Annotated in this window: 21 protein-coding genes; 6 read left to right on the top strand and 15 right to left on the bottom strand. The window is 41.8% G+C overall.

What is annotated here, in order from left to right:
* Nucleotides 1-98 precede the first annotated feature (98 nt).
* Together HWQ42_RS24125 and HWQ42_RS24120 are read right to left on the bottom strand one after the other, a co-directional pair.
* Nucleotides 99-1919, bottom strand: a complete 1821-nt coding sequence (locus HWQ42_RS24125; protein WP_292816739.1) for an ABC transporter ATP-binding protein — start codon at nt 1917-1919, stop codon at nt 99-101.
* Nucleotides 1920-2006: 87 nt separating this feature from the next.
* Entirely contained in the window at nt 2007-2807 is an 801-nt protein-coding gene (locus HWQ42_RS24120; RefSeq protein ID WP_292816737.1) for a DUF6816 family protein, read from the bottom strand.
* Nucleotides 2808-2923: 116 nt separating this feature from the next.
* Between HWQ42_RS24120 and HWQ42_RS24115 the strand changes: the two genes are divergently transcribed.
* The gene (locus tag HWQ42_RS24115; protein WP_292816735.1) at nt 2924-3262 is read left to right on the top strand and encodes a carbon dioxide-concentrating mechanism protein CcmK; all 339 of its coding nucleotides are present in this window, start codon (nt 2924-2926) and stop codon (nt 3260-3262) included.
* 5 nt (nt 3263-3267) lie between these two features.
* Here HWQ42_RS24115 and HWQ42_RS24110 read toward each other — a convergent pair whose 3' ends face one another.
* From HWQ42_RS24110 to ffh, 5 genes are all read right to left on the bottom strand, one after another.
* Nucleotides 3268-3672: a ChuX/HutX family heme-like substrate-binding protein gene (locus HWQ42_RS24110; RefSeq protein ID WP_292816733.1), complete on the bottom strand. Its 405-nt coding sequence runs from the start codon at nt 3670-3672 to the stop codon at nt 3268-3270.
* A gap of 308 nt (nt 3673-3980) precedes the next feature.
* The gene (locus HWQ42_RS24105) at nt 3981-4934 is read right to left on the bottom strand and encodes a PhoH family protein (RefSeq protein WP_292816731.1); all 954 of its coding nucleotides are present in this window, start codon (nt 4932-4934) and stop codon (nt 3981-3983) included.
* A gap of 404 nt (nt 4935-5338) precedes the next feature.
* On the bottom strand, nt 5339-5773 hold the full coding sequence (locus HWQ42_RS24100; RefSeq protein ID WP_292735743.1) for a KH domain-containing protein: 435 nt from the start codon (nt 5771-5773) through the stop codon (nt 5339-5341).
* Nucleotides 5736-5996 (bottom strand): 30S ribosomal protein S16, encoded by a 261-nt coding sequence (gene rpsP, locus HWQ42_RS24095; RefSeq protein WP_012409382.1) that lies wholly within the window; start codon nt 5994-5996, stop codon nt 5736-5738. Before rpsP ends, HWQ42_RS24100 begins: the two co-directional genes overlap by 38 nt.
* Before the next feature lie 222 nt (nt 5997-6218).
* On the bottom strand, nt 6219-7682 hold the full coding sequence (ffh, locus tag HWQ42_RS24090; protein ID WP_292816729.1) for a signal recognition particle protein: 1464 nt from the start codon (nt 7680-7682) through the stop codon (nt 6219-6221).
* 163 nt (nt 7683-7845) lie between these two features.
* On the opposite strand from ffh, the gene HWQ42_RS24085 reads away from it, so the two are divergent.
* The 3 genes from HWQ42_RS24085 (at nt 7846) to HWQ42_RS24075 (ending at nt 10505) form a co-directional block, all read left to right on the top strand.
* Complete coding sequence (locus HWQ42_RS24085; protein WP_292816727.1) at nt 7846-8202, top strand: YciI family protein; 357 nt, start codon at nt 7846-7848, stop codon at nt 8200-8202.
* A gap of 504 nt (nt 8203-8706) precedes the next feature.
* Entirely contained in the window at nt 8707-9864 is a 1158-nt protein-coding gene (locus HWQ42_RS24080) for an XdhC/CoxI family protein (protein WP_292816725.1), read from the top strand.
* Nucleotides 9865-9869: 5 nt separating this feature from the next.
* Nucleotides 9870-10505, top strand: a complete 636-nt coding sequence (locus HWQ42_RS24075; RefSeq protein ID WP_292816724.1) for a nucleotidyltransferase family protein — start codon at nt 9870-9872, stop codon at nt 10503-10505.
* A 162-nt stretch (nt 10506-10667) separates the two neighbouring features.
* Here HWQ42_RS24075 and HWQ42_RS24070 read toward each other — a convergent pair whose 3' ends face one another.
* The 8 genes from HWQ42_RS24070 to HWQ42_RS24035 all read right to left on the bottom strand — a co-directional run bounded on the left by HWQ42_RS24070 (nt 10668) and on the right by HWQ42_RS24035 (nt 17965).
* Nucleotides 10668-11078, bottom strand: coding sequence for a peptidoglycan-binding domain-containing protein (locus tag HWQ42_RS24070; RefSeq protein ID WP_292735732.1), 411 nt, complete (start codon nt 11076-11078; stop codon nt 10668-10670).
* A gap of 511 nt (nt 11079-11589) precedes the next feature.
* Nucleotides 11590-12957 (bottom strand): NAD(P)/FAD-dependent oxidoreductase, encoded by a 1368-nt coding sequence (locus tag HWQ42_RS24065; protein WP_292816722.1) that lies wholly within the window; start codon nt 12955-12957, stop codon nt 11590-11592.
* 144 nt (nt 12958-13101) lie between these two features.
* Nucleotides 13102-13347 (bottom strand): hypothetical protein, encoded by a 246-nt coding sequence (locus HWQ42_RS24060; RefSeq protein WP_292816720.1) that lies wholly within the window; start codon nt 13345-13347, stop codon nt 13102-13104.
* A 37-nt stretch (nt 13348-13384) separates the two neighbouring features.
* Nucleotides 13385-14050: a heme-copper oxidase subunit III gene (locus tag HWQ42_RS24055; protein WP_292816719.1), complete on the bottom strand. Its 666-nt coding sequence runs from the start codon at nt 14048-14050 to the stop codon at nt 13385-13387.
* Nucleotides 14051-14267: 217 nt separating this feature from the next.
* A complete protein-coding gene (ctaD, locus tag HWQ42_RS24050; protein ID WP_292816718.1) occupies nt 14268-15923 on the bottom strand; it encodes a cytochrome c oxidase subunit I in 1656 nt (551 codons plus the stop codon).
* Nucleotides 15913-16836 carry a cytochrome c oxidase subunit II gene (locus tag HWQ42_RS24045; RefSeq protein WP_292816717.1) on the bottom strand — a complete coding sequence of 308 codons (924 nt, stop codon included), beginning with the start codon at nt 16834-16836 and terminating at the stop codon, nt 15913-15915. The genes ctaD and HWQ42_RS24045 overlap by 11 nt, the downstream gene beginning before the upstream one ends.
* A 32-nt stretch (nt 16837-16868) precedes the next feature.
* Entirely contained in the window at nt 16869-17474 is a 606-nt protein-coding gene (locus HWQ42_RS24040; protein WP_292816716.1) for a DUF2231 domain-containing protein, read from the bottom strand.
* The gene (locus HWQ42_RS24035) at nt 17471-17965 is read right to left on the bottom strand and encodes a DUF2231 domain-containing protein (RefSeq protein ID WP_292816715.1); all 495 of its coding nucleotides are present in this window, start codon (nt 17963-17965) and stop codon (nt 17471-17473) included. Before HWQ42_RS24035 ends, HWQ42_RS24040 begins: the two co-directional genes overlap by 4 nt.
* An 808-nt stretch (nt 17966-18773) precedes the next feature.
* Between HWQ42_RS24035 and HWQ42_RS24030 the strand changes: the two genes are divergently transcribed.
* Both HWQ42_RS24030 and HWQ42_RS24025 read left to right on the top strand, forming a co-directional pair.
* Complete coding sequence (locus HWQ42_RS24030) at nt 18774-19334, top strand: cation diffusion facilitator family transporter (RefSeq protein ID WP_292816714.1); 561 nt, start codon at nt 18774-18776, stop codon at nt 19332-19334.
* Between the two features lie 10 nt (nt 19335-19344).
* Nucleotides 19345-19716: a hypothetical protein gene (locus HWQ42_RS24025; RefSeq protein WP_292816713.1), complete on the top strand. Its 372-nt coding sequence runs from the start codon at nt 19345-19347 to the stop codon at nt 19714-19716.
* Nucleotides 19717-19777 lie beyond the last annotated feature (61 nt).

Here is a 19777-nt window from a genome sequence, read left to right as displayed (position 1 = left end):
AGATGTCTATAAAAAATCGACCTTATTGTGAATAAAGTCGATTTAATCAAGCGGATTTATTTGTGGGGTCAATCCAAAACCCAAAATGCGTATGTCTCCTAACTCAGGAGTTCTCCTGTTTCTTGCAGGGAGTGCAAGCGGCGGTAAATACCCTCGTGACGCAAGAGTTCATCGTGGCTACCCACTTCTACAATCTTTCCTTGCTCTAGAACGACAATTTTATCGGCTTCCCGTACTGTGCTTAAGCGGTGGGCAATAACGATGGTGGTGCAAGTGCCCTGAATCGATCGCATCGCTAGCTGAATTGAACGCTCAGACTCATAATCTAAACTAGAGGTAGCTTCGTCAAAAACCAGCACGTCTGGTTCCACTAACAACGCCCTAGCAATTCCCAAGCGTTGTCTTTGTCCTCCAGATAACCTGACACCTCGTTCTCCCACGACGGTGTAATAACCTTGGGGTAAGTGCTGCACTACTTCATCGACTCTGGCAATTCTACAGGCTTCCTTAACCTGCTCCAAACTGGCATTTGTTCTGCCATAAGTCAGGTTATCCAATATAGTACCGTTGAAAACGTCTACTTCTTGATGAACGATCGCTAGCCTCCGTCTATACTTACCCACATCCAGAGTGCGGATATCTTGACCATCAATCAGAATTTGACCTGATTGAGGTTCAAAATATCGCAACAGCAATTTTACTAAAGTAGACTTACCAGAACCGGAGCGCCCCACTAATGCCACCGTTTGGTATGGCTCAATCAACAAGTTGATATCTTGCAAAACTTGACGGTTGGCATCATATCCAAAACTGAGGTGCGATAACTCAACTTTTCCAGTAAATTTATAAGGTGATTCTGTCTGGTTGCTTTCTTCTAAAAGACTAGCTGAATCAGATGCAGTTGGTTCTTGCAAAAATTCGTGAAACCGCAGCATAGGAGAATAACGACGGGCAAAAACTTCTGCCAAGCTACTAATAGGTTCTAATTCGGCATAAGCCATGCTAGAAAGAGTTAAGGTCATGACAAAGTGACCGAGAGAAATTCTCCCATTTACTGTTGCTGCTAAAGTCAAACCCAGAATTGTAAATACACAAAACTGAATTACGGTTCTTTGCCAAGTACCCAATATCGTATAACCTTTGTGGATGCGGTAATCAAGCACCGTTAGTTCGCGATCTAAACGTTGATTTTGCCGTTTCAGTTCCCTAGCTTCTGTAGCAAATGCTTTTACCGTTTTGATATTGGTAATTAATTCGGAAGTGCGGCTTTCGGTGTCCTCTCCATACTTATCCAGACGACTTTCGTACCTAATTAGCTGTTGTAAACTCCTCAAGCTAAAGCTGAGAATAATTACAAAAGAAATTAGATATAAAATTGCAATCCGCCACTCAATGAATAAGATAAACACAAAAATACCCAGCACACGAGCCAGTTTAGGAATCAACTGTCCGGCAACTTCAGGGTAACTAAAAGTATGATTAGAAATACCTCTAGCTACTCTTCCGGCAATGCGTCCAGGGTTATTTTCATCATAAAATTCTAGTGGCAGAGTCAGAACTTTAGCGATCGCTGTTTCGTTTTTTTCTCGACGCGACCTGAAGGCTATATCCCAATGAAACCAATTGGTTAACCAGGGTTGTGTTGGCGCTCTCACTACGGTGACAACGAAAATTAAACCCAGTAATACACCCAAAGATAGAGTTTTATTAACTGGGTAATTGGTGATATCCGAAAAACTTGTGATCGCACTTTGAAGTGGTTTGTCCAAAGGTTGAGCAGACAAAACGTTTAAAATCTGCCCGATCGCATAAGGAACAATCAAATCAATAATTTCGTAAACGCTAGATGCTGTAATACTGAAAACACTCAGCTTCCAGTAAGAGCGAAAGTAATTGACAATATCCTGAAATTTGGCCATGATGCACACCGTCCAAGAGCGCGATCGTAAACTTGGAATTTATATACTACAAACGTATTACAAGATAGTCAAGAGCTAGATGACAAATCACTCTTTGGGAGTAGTTGGTAGTTCTTGAGGAAAAAATTCGAGGCGATAGCGGTAGAGAGCAACTGGTTGAGAAACCGCTTTAAAGTAATCTGGATCTTGGGGTGAAAGATAAACAGCAGTAACTTGATCTGCTTCAATCGTCGGATTAGATGTTGAAACTTTATGATAAGCCGTAGTCGATTCTACAGAGTTTAAATAGGGGCGTGAGCCACCTTTAAATAGTTGTTGAAACACTTCTGTGGTGATGAACTTGCCATTAGGGGTAGTTTCTGTAGCACGTGCAGTCACAATAGAAACTAGTTGGCGACTGCTACGCAAGAACGTAATTTGACGATTAGGTGAATCTGGATCTACTTTGACTGATAACACTGCTTCATCCCCTAAATAAGCCCTTGCCAAGTTCAAGCTATTAAACGCTCTATCTGCTACTAAATTGGGTGATTTATCATCTATCTCAGGTAATGTTTTTAACCAAGAAGTATGTGCTTCTTCCCTCACAAATTTTACTACAAAACTCACAGGCTGATTTAACTGTCGGCGATTACCTTCAAATCCTGGAGTTACAATTTCTGGCGCCAAAGGTGAAGCTAAATCTACTAAGGTACTTGTAACTTTCCAAGAACCAGCCATCCATTCAGGGTAAACTAAATCACCTGAAGCCGGTTGCACTGAAGTTAGCTTTTCCCATTGGGGAAAATTTGCTAACCTTTCAGACAACTCCCCTGCAAAAGCTTCACCACCCCACATAAGGAATAAAAATAGCAAGTAAAAACTCCAAATTACCTTCATTACAAGCATTAGCAGTTTTGTATTTAATAATTATTGTTTATCGATTAAAAATTAAGTAATTTTCTGTAATAAATTAAAACTTTGTAGTGAGATAATTAGCCCTATCCCGAATTTATAGTGATAGCATGACATTGGCATTAGGCATGATTGAAGTTTATGGCGTTCCCACAGCAGTGGAAGTGGGAGATGCCATGTGTAAAGCTGCCCGTGTAACCCTTGTTGGTTATGAAAACACTGATTTGGGACGAATTACTGTTTTAATTCGAGGAGTTATAGGCGAGGTGAATGTAGCAGTGACAGCAGGACTAAATGCGGTGCTGCGAGTTGACGGTGGCGAGGTACTTTCTAATCACATTGTTCCCCGTCCCCACGAAAATTTAGAATATGTTTTACCGATTCATCGCAGCGTTAATATCAAGCAATTCAGTGCAGATATCCGATTTCCTCCACCCCTATCAGTTTAGCTGTATTAAATTTCTGCTGGTAAAGGTTCCCAAATATCTCCATACTTCTTTTTTAGAGTTTCCCAAGCTTCCACTTGTCCTGGTTCGTATTCTCCTGGTTTACCCCATTGCAAAAAGAGGCTTAAAGCAGGCTCCTGTTTATCATCTAAAAACCGGATGGCATAGGTTGTAAAGTTACCCCTCTTTGCTTCACCTGTTTCAAATTTCACCTGAGTGATTTTATCCATATTCAAGTGAAACTCAAAGCCTTCAGTATGCATATTCGCATATTTACCTTTAGGCAATTCTGCATAAAATAATTTTTCTATCTTACCCCGTGCTTCTAAAACAGCAGCGCTACTAGTAACAATTAAACGCAACGTTCCAAGAGTCTCACAAGCTTCTAAAAAGTCTTTTAATGTTGTGGTCATTTGTCATTTGTCCTTTGTCATTTGTCATTTGTCGTTGGTTAAACGATAATTCCTAACTAACCCTCTTCTGTCACTCTCCGAAAAGATTTGCCATTTCTGAATTCTAGAGCTTTTGTATAGCCTGCGTAGGCGTAGCCCGCCGCAGGCATCGCACGATTATTTTCTAATAACAAATACAAGACCGATTTTTTTCTAATAGTATAGCTTGTATTCATTGCCTCATAAGGTTTCTAGCAATCGCCCTCCCGGAGAGTGACAGAAGAGGGCTAATGCCCAATGCCCAATGCCCCATGCCCCATTCCCAATCCCTATTTTTCATATTGTTCATAAGCCGCGACAATACGCTGAACTAGAGGATGGCGTACAACATCTCTTTGGGAAAATTCGCAAAAGGCAATGCCTTCAACGTGTTTTAAAATTTGTAAAGCCACTCCTAAACCCGATTGTTGATGAAGCGGTAAATCAGTTTGTGTCATGTCGCCTGTAATCACCATCCGCGAACGGAAACCCAAACGAGTCAAAACCATTTTCATCTGAGCGGGTGTAGTATTTTGAGCTTCATCGACAATTATAAAGGCGTTATTGAGAGTGCGTCCCCGCATATAGGCGAGTGGTGCAACTTCAATTACACCGCGTTCCATTAAACTGGGTACTTTTTCTGGGTCGATGAATTCATAAATAGCATCGTAAAGTGGGCGAAGATAAGGATTAACTTTCTGCTGTAAGTCTCCAGGCAAAAAACCGAGCTTTTCACCGGCTTCGACGGCAGGGCGAGTTAAAATTAGCTTTTCAACTTGGTTGGCAAGGAGTGCTTGCACGGCGACAACAACAGCGAGATAAGTCTTGCCAGTACCAGCAGGTCCAATCCCAAAAGTGAGATCGCGTTTACGGAGCGCGTCGATATATTGGCGCTGGCGAAAAGTTTTGGCACGGACTTCTTCACCCCGGCGACTTTTGGCGAGGACATCTCGCTGTAAATCTTGCAGTTCCCCTTGGCGATCGCTATCTATGGCTTGACGGGCTGTTAAAATATCGGCACTGGAAATAGTATTGCCTTTAATCCAGAGGTCTTCAAGCGATCGCACTAATCGAGAAGCCAGATCAATTTGCTTTTCAGTACCAGAAATCACTAATTCCTGTCCGCGTAGCACTAAAGCGGCTCCTGTTTGCCGAGATAGGATTTTGAGATTTTCTTCTCCATCTCCGGCTAGAGCGATCGCACTGGGAATATTCGGCAGCTGAATTGTTAAGGCACCTGCCATAGTATTTCTTAATTGGTGAGGATCTGTATTTGACAAAGGTTAATTTTTTCTCGCTAACGGCGAAATTATGCTTTTATTACCTACATTTTGAAAATTTTTTGCGACAAATTAATCGTGGTAGGGGCGTACAGCTTGCCCTCATCCCTTAACCCCTTCTCCCTATAGTGAGAAGGGGTATTGGAGAATTTACTCCCCTCTCCCAACATGGGAGAGGGGCTGGGGGTGAGGGCAAAACTCATGCACTCAGAAGATTTCATCTGAAGTTGACACCAATGCAAAGCTGTACGCTCCTACTGGTGAAGAGTCCAAAAAAAGATTTAAAAATCTTTTTGCTACTTTCCATCGTTATAAAAATTCTGAGCGGAGGTAACAACAACCGCTCAGATTTGCTCTCTAGTTTCAACCTAGCGGAGGCGTGGTTTAACAATGGGTTTTGGCCCATCATTTGCACGCGGTTCTCTCTTAGTCGGTGGTGGCGATCGCTCTTCTGTCTCTTCATCAAAAGACATACCCTCGCGGCCCGGAGTGGTGCTGCCGTAGATATCCAGGTATGTTGATTGCCCAGCTGCGGCTGCGGCTGCGGCAATTACTGTACGAATCGCCTGAATATTGCGTCCCCCTCGACCAAAGACTTTTCCTTTATCTGTGCTTTCAAAGGCGATGCGAACCCAAACCCGGTTGAGGGCCTGAGAAATTTCACAATCGACGCTTAATGTCTCTGGAGATTCCAAAAACGGCTGCACCAAAAACCGAACCAGCTCAACATAGTTGGGGCTAGCTGTTGGGAGTTTTGTTCCGAAATTATGATGCGGCTGTTGCACTGACCTGCTCAAAAACATTAGCTTTTACTAGAATGCGACGAACGGTGTCAGTGGGTTGAGCGCCTTGTTGTAGTCGCTTGACGATACCGGGAACGTCTAGTCGCACTTCATCAGTTCTGGGGTTATAAAAACCCAATTCTTCTAAGGGACGGCCATCGCGGCGAGCGAGGTTGTTAATGGCGACAATGCGGTAACTTGCTTCCCGCTTTTTACCGAATCGTTTCAAGCGCAGTTTGATCATGGTTGAAGAATCATTCTCCTGTAGTTAGATATTAATTAGCAATTAATTGGTGAGAAAGTAACCTAAATCTGGCTGCTGCCGATAAATTAAGGGTTAGTTTCCTCTGCTAATAAATTCTGAGGTCGAAATGCTAATTTTAGCACTGCCTAGCATTTGCTGCTATTAGTCATTAGTCATTTGCAAATTACCAATGCCCAATGCCCAATGCCCCATGCCTAATGACTAAAGATTACCAAAGCCTTTTTTCTTTTTATCTTTGGGTTTTTTCTTTTTCGTGGCTGGGGCACCATCATAACCTCGCCATCCTGGGGCTGCGGGACGATTACCAGCACCTGCGAAGGCGTTGCCCATACCGCCACCGCCGAACATTCCTGGCATTCCAGGGAAGCCACCTTGACCCATTTGCTGCATGAGCGATCGCATTTTTTGGAAATCACCCACCAGTTTCGTCACATCAGACTCTCTATAGCCGGAGCCAGCAGCAATCCGCCGCCGCCGACTGGGAGAACTGGCTAATAAATCAGGGTCGTGACGTTCTTGGCGAGTCATGGAGTTAATCATCGCCTCACAGCGCTTTAACTGGGTTTCTCCTTGCTTGAGTTGATCGTCTGAAAGCTTGTTCATCCCTGGAATCATCTTGATCAAGCCTCCCAGAGAACCCATGTTCTTCAGCATCCGCAACTGCTTAAGAAAGTCAGTAAAGTCAAACTTTGCTGACAGAATTTTCTCCTGCATTTTCTCAGCGTCTGCTAAGTCAAACTCTTCTTGGGCTTTTTCTACCAGAGTTAGCACATCGCCCATTCCCAAAATCCGCGATGCCATGCGATCGGGATAAAACGGTTGCAGTGCCTCGACTTTCTCGCCGACGCCCACAAATTTAATTGGCGCTCCCGAAATCTTTCGCACCGAAAGCGCTGCACCACCACGGCTATCACCATCCATTTTGGTGAGAATTGCCCCAGTAATTCCGATCTGTTCATGAAAGGTGCGGGTAAGATTTGCGGCCTCTTGACCAGTCATCGCGTCCACCACCAACAGAGTTTCATGGGGTTGGACGGTTGCTTTGATGCGGGCTAATTCCGCCATCATATCTTCGTCAATTTGCAGGCGTCCGGCAGTATCAATAATTACTGTGTTGACACCTTCTGCCCTAGCGCGTTCTACACCTTGTCGGGCAATTTCTACGGGATCGGCGTCGCTTCCTAGTTCAAATACTGGTACGTCAATTTGCTTACCCAACGTTAGCAACTGATCGATCGCTGCTGGGCGATATACGTCTGTCGCCACCAACAAGCAGCTACGCTCTAATTTTCTCAAATGTAAGGCTAACTTAGCCGTAGCTGTGGTTTTACCAGTACCTTGCAACCCAGCCATCAGAATAATAGTAGGCTGTTCCTGGGCTTCTGCGATGGGAACATTTTCTTCTCCCATCACCTGCACCAGTTCATCGTGAACAATTTTGATGAACTGTTGGTCAGGTCGCACGCCGGCAATCACCTCGGCTCCCTGTGCCTTGGCTTCGACTTCGCTAATAAAATCTTTGACTACCTGGAGATTGACATCTGCTTCCAACAGGGCGCGGCGCACTTCGCGCAATGCATCTTGAATGTTGGATTGAGAAATTTTGTCCTGTCCCCGTAGTTTTTTCCAGGCGGATTCTAAACGGTCAGATAATGCATCAAACATAATGTAATTACAGGTAGTTCGCCGATGGGGAATTCTAAACTGCTGATGAATGCGTTGGCATAGCCCGCCGCAGGCATCGCGAATTTCCGCTAAAGTTTTAACGTGCTATCTACCAGCTTAGTATTTTTCACCGCGACTGTAGCAACCAGATACGGATTGGGGGTTGGGGAAGAAGCAGGGGAGCAGTTGCAGTAAATTTTTCCCTTCTGCCTCTCTGCCTCTTAATAACTGGCGAATTTGCCTACTTGCGTCAGTCCAACAAGTAAATCGAGCATACAACGCTGCATCAGGTCTTCGTCGCAATGTCAAACCGCTTGTTACCGAAGGGCCGTTTGCAGAAACGCACGAACAATTGGGCGGTTTCTTCTTGATCGATGCCCAAGATATCGATGCAGCGATCGCTAACTTTCCGTCAATCTACCAGTCAAAAGCCTCGTCGATCAAACAAATACTCGGTTTTAGATTATTGTTACCGGATTTTAAACAATTTGAATGTCTAGATTGGCTTGAAAACCAATAGGCTTATTTTCAACAATGGCAAATCTAGATTCTTGGAAGAACAAAGAATCAGTTGGGGGATCTTGAACTTGAGTTAACTTGCCCAAGCAGCTGCGTCTCAGTATTCATCTAAATGGTGATTGCATTCTTTGTCTAAAAAAACACATAGTGTTTCATCTACCACACAACGTAAAATTATCTAATCTTGCGGGTGGTTGAGAGTATTTACTGTAGTTACGAAAAATCAGTATTCCGTGCTAATTCTAATAATAAATAAATGACTCAATTTGACAACTATCTTGTGGGGCATGATTTCAGCGGAATTTTCGCTTATCTTAAGTAGTACAACACCCCTTACTCTAATCCATATACTACAATCATTATCGTTAATGGGCGGCAAAAAGACTTGTGTTTAACACTAGCAGCGATGCACAATCGCACAGGGTAGCACAGTTATCACATTGTTTTTATTCGCACTGCTTGCTCAAGCTGACAAACTGCTAAAAACAGAAAAATAAGCAATCAAATGAACGAATTACAAGCAATTTTAGAAGGCTTCGAGTCAAGTAAAAAAAGTGGTGAAATGACTTTTCTTGCGACTGTAGTTAAGACTCAAGGTTCAACCTATCGCCGATCGGGTGCTAAAATGCTGATGACAAATGCAGGTCGGACAATCGGAACAATCAGTGCTGGTTGCTTGGAGAAAGATGTATTTGAGCATACTCAACAACGAATGTCAGACGGTGAACCAATTGTTGTTACTTACGATAGCACCGCCTCTGAAGATATTCTTTGGGGCTTTGGTTTGGGGTGCAATGGGATAGTGCAAGTTCTCATCGAACGTCTTGAAAGAAAAAGCACACCAAATGCGATCGCTTTTATACAGGAATGTTTTCATAAAAAACATTTGGGTATTATTGCTACAGTTTTTGCCTTTGAAGGCGCAGTCAAAGTCAAACTTGGGTCGCGCCTCCTGCTGTATCCTGATGGTAAAATTATCACTGACATCAAAGATGCAAATTTAATTCAGTCTCTGCTTGCAGATAGTCAAGCAGCCTTTGCTAATCAAAAGTCAAGGGTAAACAACTATCAGTTACCTTTAGGCAGTGTAGAAGTTTTTATTGAAGTCATCCAACCACCCACGCCTTTAGTAATATTTGGTGCAGGTTATGACGCTATACCAGTAGCACAGTTTGCTCAAGCATTAGGTTGGGAGGTTACTGTAGTCGATTGTCGAGCTAATCAGGCAACTAAAGCGCGATTTCCAATAGCTTGTGACGTGATTCTGACTCGGCGAGAAATTGTACAAAAACAGGTATTTATAGATGTCAACACAGTTGCTGTAGTGATGACACATAATTATCTTGATGATCTGGAAATTTTGAAAACTTTGCTGCCATCTCCTGCACGTTACATAGGGGTTTTAGGCCCAAAGGCGCGTACTGAAAGATTGCTTGAAGATTTAGGTTCGCAAGGAATAGTTTATACTACCGAACAATTAACCAGATTGCATGGCCCAATTGGAATTGATATCGGAGCAGATACACCAGAAGAAATAGCGATCGCTATTATTGCAGAAATTCAAGCAGTGCTAACAAACCGCAATGGTAATTTCTTAAGAAATCGCAATCAACCGATTCACCAATGTTATGAAAGCAATTCAAACTTGCTACCTACCACATAGTTTTTATGACTGCTATAGACAACGAGAAATCAACCATAGCCATTATGATTCTTGCTGCTGGTGCATCCACACGGATGGGTACACCGAAACAACTATTGCTTTACCAAGGGCGTAGTTTTTTAAAATATATTACAGAAATAGCGATCGCTTCAGTTTGTCAACCTGTGGTAGTAGTACTTGGAGCCAACGCAGAACAGATTCATCCCCAAATTAAACAACTTCCCGTTAGAGTAGTTAAGAACTCGGATTGGGCTTGTGGAATGAGTACTTCAATCAAGAGTGGTATTGAATTATTAAATAATCTTCCGCAAAAAATAGAAGCAGTAGTTATTACACTTTGCGACCAGCCATTTGTTTCTCCCCAAATTATCAATCAACTTGTTGATACATATTATTCGACAAAAAAACCAATTATTGCTTGTGAATATGGAGACACATTAGGTGTACCTGCTCTATTTAGTCAGACATTTTTTTCAGAACTTGCCGCTTTAAAAGAAACTTCAGGAGCGAAAAAAGTTATTAATAATAACCTTAATGAAGTGTTCTCTATTCCGTTTCCACTAGGGGATATAGATATTGATACACCAAAGGATTACGAACAATTGCTATCAATTACTAAAGGGATTTTTGAAGTATCTTGAACAAGATCGCTAAAAGCGAACAAGTAGAGAAGACCGCGCTGGCTCCTTGACCTACACAGATAGAAAAATAGAAAAAGTTGGGTTAGTATTTGAAGGCTAGAATTTATTTCCTAGCCTTTTGTCTTTAAAGCATTTTAGCAATGAGGATATTAGTAAACAATTTTATTTAAGAGCGGCTAAAGTCCGATGTCCAATTATTCCGTCTGCTCTTAATCCTTTAGATTTCTGAAATTTGATCGCAGCTGCACGAGTCTTGTTATCAAACACACCATTCACACTTCCTGTATAGAATCCTTGTTGCTTTAAAGAATTCTGAACAGTTTTCACTGTCTCTCCTTTGCTGCCTACTGTCAGTACAGTACCAGTACTACGCTTTGCCAGATGATTAGACTTGTGCTTGGCACTAAGCTTTGGTACAGCATTAGCTTTTTTCATAGTGTTGCCTTGCTGAGTACTTTGGGCAATGTGGGTAGCAGTAGCCGAATTTTGGCTTTTATTATTAGTTAAAGAGTAAGCAGGCACAGCAGTAGCTAGAGTCAAAGCAGGGAGCAAAGCAAGTACTTTCCAATTCATTTTCTTGTTCCTTACAACTGTATGAGATTTTGCAATTTCTATTTGAAGAGTCATCTTCATAAGGTACTGTGCCTTAAGTGATTCTCTTCTGTAGATTCTGGTGTGTGGGTTTAGTCTGAGACTATTTCCGAAGCCAGAGCTATAGCATCACACGTCGTATTGACAAAGCTATTGCGAAATTGTGACAAAACCATGACTAAATGTATTAAAATTTATGTCGCACAAAATTGCGCTAGTACCGCAAGGCGGAATTCAAAATGACGCTCTCTACGAGACGCTAAAAACGAACGTACCCTCGCTTGCCGTCGGCGCTAACAAAATTCAAAATTAATACAGCGTAAGAATTTCATTGGTTTTGAATGGGTGGTTTCTTTACGCCGTACTGTACTAGTGTAGTGGTCTATCGCATTAATTCTGATAGGTGAATCAAATTTCAATTTCTCTTCTTTCCTTCTTCCCTTCTTCCTTTGCGGTTCTTTCTCTTATCTCTCAAATTTAATGCGATACACTACTAGTCTCTTTTATCCTCCGAACCCAACATTTTCAATAATTTTCTGGCAGCTAAAATACCCATAACTCCTGCACCAACCACTTCCACTGCTTGAACAACTTTTTTACCCACATCATGAGGGTCAAGGTGGTGATGAAAAATCTCTTCATCCACCCATTCAGTTGTTGCTTTAAAGTCATGAATTGGTGTTGGCAGTAGCGTTAAATAAGTACCTTGACGAATTAAATGCCCGGATTCGCCTGCAACTTCCAAAACATTGAAAAGGTTAGCGGCTGCATCATTTAACCCTAATTTTAAGAGAGTTCCGCGTAGATTTACCTTTGCTGGTTTGAGGTCTTCGCCTAAAGCAAATGCTTTCAAATTTTGGGCAATATTGGCTCCTTGCTGATAAGCAACTTGGGCTGTTGGCGGTAGTGAATTATTTTGAACTGCTACACAATCTCCGCCTGCAAATACTTCTGGAAAGTCGAGTAGTTGCATTGTCGGAGTAACTAGGAGGCGGTTATGACGATCGCGATGTTCTTGAGAAATTGGTAAATCTTTAATTAGTGGGTGAATAGAAGTGCCAGCTGTCCAGATTGTAGTGTATGTTGGCAATGTTTCAATTTGCTCATTGCGCTTATATTCAATGGCGTTGGCATGAATAGTAGTGGCTTCTGCTCCCGTAAGTATTTCAATTGGAATCGTGCGTTTTTGTAATTCTTTCTCAGCAATTGGGCGCAGAGGATTGTTAATATCACCATTGAGGATTTCTTTACCGTGATTGAGTAATACCACACGGATTTCACTAGAATTTCCTCCCATAGCGCTATACCAATGCGGGAGTAAATCAGCTAAGGTAGCTGCCATTTCTACACCACTTGCACCACCACCAACTACAACTACTGTTAGCAGTTGGCGACGTTGTTCTGGATCTTCAGTTTTGATTGCTTTTTGCAAACAATCACCTAAATGCCGATCGAGAGCGATCGCATCTGCTTCTGTCCAAAAAGGGAAAGCATACTCTTTAGCACCTTCAAGATGATGATAACTAGTAACACTACCCAAAGCTAAGACTAGGTTACTGTAGTTGTAGGAGTTTCCCGAAGCTAATTTGACTTGTTGTTGATGCAAGTCTATCGATTCCACTGCATCTTGAACAAAAATTACACCACTGCCTTTAAGCAATTCTACAAAACGGGGTACTACTTGAAAAGCATCCATCTCGCCACTGAAATATTCGTAGAGTAATGGCTTAAAGCAAAAACTTTCATTTTGATCGATCAAAATTACAGAGCGAGGATAATGTTCGTGAGCTAAGTGTAAGGCTGTAAATAAGCCGGTGAAGCCACCACCGACAATCACAGTTTGGTAAACTGGGCTGTTCATAAAATATCTCCCAAGTATTGTAAAATAAATGAATTTGCCAGGATTTTACGCATTTAAATCAGATTTTTTGTCTCACGCAGAGGTGCAAATAAAGAGTCAAAATTAAGATTTTTGCGAAAATACAAATGACAAATGACGAATTTGCTATAAGAATAAAAACAAAGCTATTAAACCGACGCTAAAGATAACAGCAAACGCAATAGCGTATTCGACTCTGCGACTAAAAAATCCTACAGCAGCAATTAGAGCGATCGCTAACCCAATAATGCCAATATATTGCTCTTTTTGTAAACCTTGTGCAATGAGTGGATCTTTACCTGGTGCGGGAGTTTCTTGAACTGCTTTTGGCGCTAGTTCTGAGGCTGGTAATTCTTGGATGAATAAATTCATAAAGTTACTCCTGAAAATACTTAGTGAACTGAACTTTTTATGCTTGCCAAAGGTAGAGAAGCGAGAAAAGGAAGACCCAAACTACATCAACAAAGTGCCAAAATAGAGTAGTCGCACTTGTACCGAAGTGAGTTTTATTATAATTGCCTGGAATGAATGAGCGAATCAGCATAATTATCTGAAGCACAACACCCGCCAGAACGTGTAAACCGTGGAAACCTGTTAGTAAATAGAATGTGGAACCAACTAATCCCGTAGTGAGCTTAAAATCGAGATTTTTCCACTCAATTAATAGACCAATTAAAAAGTAGATTCCCATTGCGATCGTTATCAACCATATCCCGCGAAATTTACTCAATTGATTTCGTTTGAGGGCATTTTCTGCTGGTTGAATAACAAAGCTACTAGAAAGTAAAACTACCGTATTAATAATCACGAGCTTAGACAATTCTGGCCCAGAAATACCGGGTGGTAGCCAGTTAGTAGTATTAAGTCGCAGAGCAACATAAGTAAAGATAAAACTCAAAAAAATGATACTTTCGGACAATAGGAATACAGTAAACCCAAACATTCCTTTGCCATGATGATCTTCATGACTTCCGCCACCACTTGGCAGAAAGCGCTGTAACCAATTCGGTAAGCGTCGCCGCCACCGATCGAAACGGATCGGACTTTCATCTATATGGATGCTGCGATGTTGCATGATTCGTAATGGGCTACGCCCCGCTTCGCTAACGTAATTCGTAATTCGTAATTAATAAATTCAGGTTCCATCTGATTTTTCGGACATAGCGAATTATCTTTAAAAAACCTCCGCGTCCCTTTGCGCTAACCTTTGCGTACCTACCCTGCGGGAAGGCGAAGCGCCTATGCGTTAAAAAAAAAGCTAAAATTTAGCGCAGCTTTATAAAAAAACGAAATTACTCACCATCATCAGAATTTTCCACGAATGAATATTTTGGATCGCCATAATCGTAAGGAGGTCTGTTGACAACAGGAATCTCTTCAAAGTTATTTCGCGGAGGTGGTGAAGAAGTTGTCCATTCCAATCCTGTAGCGTGCCAGGGATTATCAACTGCCTTCGCTCCATATAGCCAGGAACCGACAATGTTAGCAATAAAGGGCAGCGTAGATGCTCCCAGTAAGAACGATCCCAGGCTAGCGATCACGTTCCATCCCTGATACTGGGGATCGTAGGAGGAAATTCGGCGTAACATCCCTTGCAAACCTAATGGGTGCATGGAGAAAAAGGTGATATTGGCAGGAATAAAGGTCAACCAAAAATGCAACTTACCCCAACCCTCGGCGTACATCCTGCCAGTTATTTTGGGAAACCAGAAGTAAATTCCGGCAAAGATTGCCATTGTAATAGTATTGAAAACGATGTAGTGGAAGTGACCCACGACAAAATAAGTATTATTGACATGGATATCAAATGGCGTGGCGGCAAGCATTACACCAGTGACACCGCCAAAAATAAACATCGCTGCACCTCCCATTGCAAATAACATTGGTGTCTCTAGGTGCAACTTGCTTCTCCAGATTGTGGCAGTCCAAGCGAATGCTTTAACACCAGTGGGTATGGCAACTAACATCGAGGTGGCCATGAAGGTCATCCGCATCCAGCCGGGGGTTGCACTGGTGAACATGTGATGCACCCAAACGAAGATGCTGACTACAGCAATACCTAAAGAAGCAAGAGCAACTGACCGATAGCCAAATAGGGGATTGCGAGAAAAGGCTGGCAGAACTTCCGCAATAATACCGAAGGCTGGTAGTGCCATGATATAAACTGCTGGGTGTGAATAAAACCAGAATAAATGCTGGTAAATGATCGGATCGCCACTCCCTTCAGGTTTAAAAAATTGTGTCCCGAAGGAGAGGTCAAGTAACAGTAGTATCAATGCCGCCGTCAAGGAAGGCAAATTAATTAGCTGCAACAACTGGGCACTAAGAACCGACCACACAAAGACCGGCATTCTGAAAAATGTCATCCCTGGCGATCGCATCCAAAAGATAGTGGTAACAAAGTTGACAGCCCCCATAATTGAAGAGATGCCGATTAATACTAGGCTAACTATCCAAATAAATTGACCGTTAATCAACTGACCGGCTGGAACTTGCAGACTAACTGGTGGATAAGACCACCAACCAGCTTGTGCAGTCCCATTTGGTAGTAAGAAACTAGACAGTAGTAGAAGACCGGCTGGTGGCAAAATCCAAAAAGAGATAGCGTTGAGTAGGGGAAAAGCCATATCCCGCGCTCCAATCATCAATGGCACTAGGTAGTTAGAAAGACCTGCATTGAAGGGAATAATCCACAGGAAAATCATGATTGTCCCGTGCATGGTGAATAAACCATTGTAGAGGGGGCGGTCAACTAGATTTGCTTCCGGGGTGAGCAATTCAGCCCGGATAATCATCGCCAACAGCCCGCCGAGAAGAAAGAAAATGAAGGTCATCACCATGTACTGAACACCGATCACCTTATGGTCGGTGCTGAAGCTGAAATATTCCCGCCAGTTATTCTGAGGTTCTCTATCTTTGGCTATAGCTTCACTCAAATCATGTGTCATTATTTATCTTCCTTTGATTGGCTACAGCAGGTTGAGCAGGTGCGACGGTGTACCAGCCGCTTTTGAATAATGTCTTTGGTGGTTGAATATTTTCGGCAACTGCCTGATTTTTAGTGTTTGTAGTTTCGCTAGAGACTGTTTGCGCGAGCCACTGATTATACTTCTCAAGGGATTCAACATATACATCTGCCTCCATCAAGGCAAAATAAGCACCACTGAATTGAGAATCTTTCAGTCGATATTTACCTGGGCGAATGGGTGTTAGCACAATGTCGATGTTCCGCCCTGGAACAATATCCTGTTTTAAGCGAAACTCAGGAACATAGAAGCCGTGGATTACTTTCTCTGCTTGCATATTTAAGCGAGTGCTGCGATTAATCGGCAAGTGCAATTCCTTACTGGTAAGATTATTTGGATAGTGGAAAGACCAATCCCACTGCCTAACGAAAACATTAATTGTTTCAGATGCAGGTTTGGGAATATCGCTAACGGTTGTGGCGTAGGCGGGTGCAGATTCTAGGGGCGCGTGCAAATGCACAATTTGGTTTAGACCGAGAATATTTAATTGCTGATAAATATTGAAGCTTTGAAAGGCAATCCATATTACTAACAAAGTTGGGGTCGCTGTCCACAATATTTCTAACTTCCCATTACCTCTAGAAGGGTGTCCCTCGCTGTAGTCTTCCGAGCGGGCGCGATGGAAAGCGATCGCATACACAATAACACCAACCAGCCCAAGCAAGATGAATGCTCCAATTGAGACTAAAAAGCTAAATAAATCATCTACCCGTTGTGCTTCTGCTGTCGCCTGGGGAGGCATCCAAGAAAACGCCTGTTGTCCAATCCACCGACTGACAATTAGCAGCCCTGCGACATAAAACGCTATTAGTACATATTCCCAAAAACTAAACATAATAATTTCATCTAAGAGTACTTCTCGCTTGATTATTTGAGTAGTAAATTTGGATTTTTACCTTCTTGGAGTAACTTCGCAGCAGTAACGTGAATTCCAAACTCTTCTCCCAATTGCGCCCCCAAAGTTCCGTGGACAAACAAGATGCCCAATATTGCAATACCTACTAATAAGTAACTCCACTGCACCTGCCTAGAAGCATCCTTGCGCCAGCGATAACGTTGTAAACCTCTCCATACTGTCATGGCTGCGATCGCTCCCAACAACGAAATACCACCCAAACCATGCAAAAGCATTGTCCAACCAGCAGTTAACCCCCAAACGCTCTTTTGATTGATTGGTGGATTTGCTAGCAATAGCTCGAAAAAACCAGCTGCAACGGTGAAAAAGGTGATAAAAGCGGCTCCTATGAGGTTATACCAGCCGACATCAAAGAAACCAGAACGAAGGGCAGGCAGACCTAAAAATTTGAAGATTGGTTTTTCTAAAGCAAAAAGCGCTCCGGCAATATCAAAAATGATGGCAAGAATGAACAAGCCCAATGTTAGATGCACCAGTTGGGGATGTATTGGAATTTCATAAGGTAATCCGTTAGCATTCAGCCTCAATCTCAACTGGTCAATCAGTTGCCAGTTCATGGCGAAACTCCCTGCTTCATCGCTTGCACAACTGGCTCGATGTGTAACCCATATACCCAAACTAGCTTGCTTCCTAGATAGACTTGCAAGCAGACTAAGCAGACTAGAAACGTTGCAGCACCAAGGTAAGCAGGCGGAACTTTCCGTGGAGTGCGTTTGCGAATCACGAAACGCCAAGCTGTAATGCCAACAACAATAGCCGCCAGCGACCAACCCATCACCGTATGAAAATTTAAGGTTGGTTGGACTGCTGGATAGATGTTTGCTAGACCTGCTTCAAACTGACCAAGAATCACCGCTAAAAAGATGGCTGCTGAGGCCACAAACATATTCCAGGAACTCACCTCAAACAACCGCACATTGCGGGTGAAATAGCCCAGCACATCGCACACGAAAGAAAAAAGCACCATCGCGATTACGAAGTGGACAATGATGGGGTGTAGAGGGTCAGGGTATGGTAAATTTTGGTTATTTAGAGACAGAGCAGGCATCGCTTTCTCCTTTATGGATCTAAATATGTAGATGCGTTGTATGGAATTGCCATCCGCTTAACGTACCATTCATATTTTCAAGAATACTGTTTTAATGCCACAGAACTACTAATTAAAAATATGATGTACTGAAGTTTTTCAAGTAATTTTTAAAACAAAATATATTTACTGTTTTTCAGTAATTATTTTTTCTAATCAGGACTTACGCAAAATCATGAAAAAACGAACCACAGAGGGCGCAGAGGACACGGAGAAATAAGAGTTTCAGAGAGTTATTGCGTAAGTCCTATAAATGTCAAAATTCACTAAAATAATTACATTTTTGCTTAATATCAAATCTTAATTGGCATTTACAAGAACTAAAAAGTGCTTATTTTTGATTAGATAAAATTGATAATACCCAAGCTAACAAGACGTTTTAGAGTCGGCTAAAAACTCTTTAACATCTTAATATGGTTCTCTTTTTTAGTTTATTTTAGATTTGAGATTAATTAACTAAAAAATTTACTTTAACCAATAGCCCAACTTGCTTTGAATATACCATAAATCTTTCTTGAAATTGATATAATTTTTAAAATTACATTTTTACAAATCTTAAAAGCAAAAACATACTATTGTCACATAAATGACAAATGATTTAAATATTTTTAATTCTAAAATATGCTATTTATCTTTCTCTGGATAGATTAGAAGAATACTAGAAATTTTTAAAATAACGTTTGGTTGGTACAATGTCGAACCAACCCAATGGGAAGTTACCCATCTGGATGGTGAATTAGAAGTTACTGCATAATTGTGATTTACTCTCATGGGGTCTGATTCATCTCATAAAACTATATTTGCAGCGATGGGCGCTAACTTAGCGATCGCTATTACTAAATTTATCGCCGCCTCCATTACTGGCAGTTCCGCCATGATATCTGAAGGGATTCATTCGGTGGTAGATACTGGCGATCAACTAGTACTTTTGCTGGGAATTCGGAGAAGCCAAAAGCCAGCAGACGATAGCCATCCCTTTGGTTATGGTCAAGAACTTTATTTCTGGACTTTCATCGTTGCGATCCTCATCTTTGCCCTTGGCGGCGGGATGTCAATTTATGAAGGAATAACTCATTTAATTAAACCTAGCCCTTTAGAAAACCCAATGTGGAATTATATTGTGTTAGGTATGGCAATATTATTGGAGGGTTTTTCTTGGACTGTAGCTTTAAAAGAGTTTTTGCCGACCAAGGGTAAACAAAATTTCTGGCAAGCAATCAAAAACAGTAAAGATCCCACAGTATTTACAATATTATTTGAGGATACTGCTGCAATTTTAGGTTTATTCGTTGCCTTAATCGGAATCTTCTTTCTTAGGACATTTATTTAATAATGTTTATTTGGATGGCATTGCCTCGATTATTATTGGCATTATCTTGGCTATAGTAGCAGTGGTACTAGCAAGAGAAAGTAAAGGATTGTTACTTGGTGAAAGTGCTAATCCTCAAACTATAATCAATATCCGGTCTTTGTGCAAAACAGAACCAGGAGTGCAAGAAGTTGTACGTGTACTAACAATGCAGCTTGCTCCACAGGAAGTATTGCTTAACTTAGAAATTCAATTTTCTAAAAATCTTACAGGTGAGGAAATAGCCTTAACTGTAGAAAGTTTAGAAGTAAAAATTCGCCAAAAACATCCTGAAATCAAACAAATTTTTATTGAAGCAAAATCCTTAACTGCCGCTCGTAAATTTTCGCCAACTTCTCAATAAATTTTTAATTACATAAATATCAAACACAGTATTTTCCAAATGCACTCAAAGTTTATCGGCA

The sequence above is a fragment of the Nostoc sp. JL23 genome (assembly GCF_017115065.1).
GTDB classification, from domain to species: domain Bacteria; phylum Cyanobacteriota; class Cyanobacteriia; order Cyanobacteriales; family Nostocaceae; genus Nostoc; species Nostoc punctiforme_A.
The sequence above is the reverse complement of the archived record's forward strand: the minus strand, read 5'-3'. Positions and strand labels throughout refer to the sequence as shown.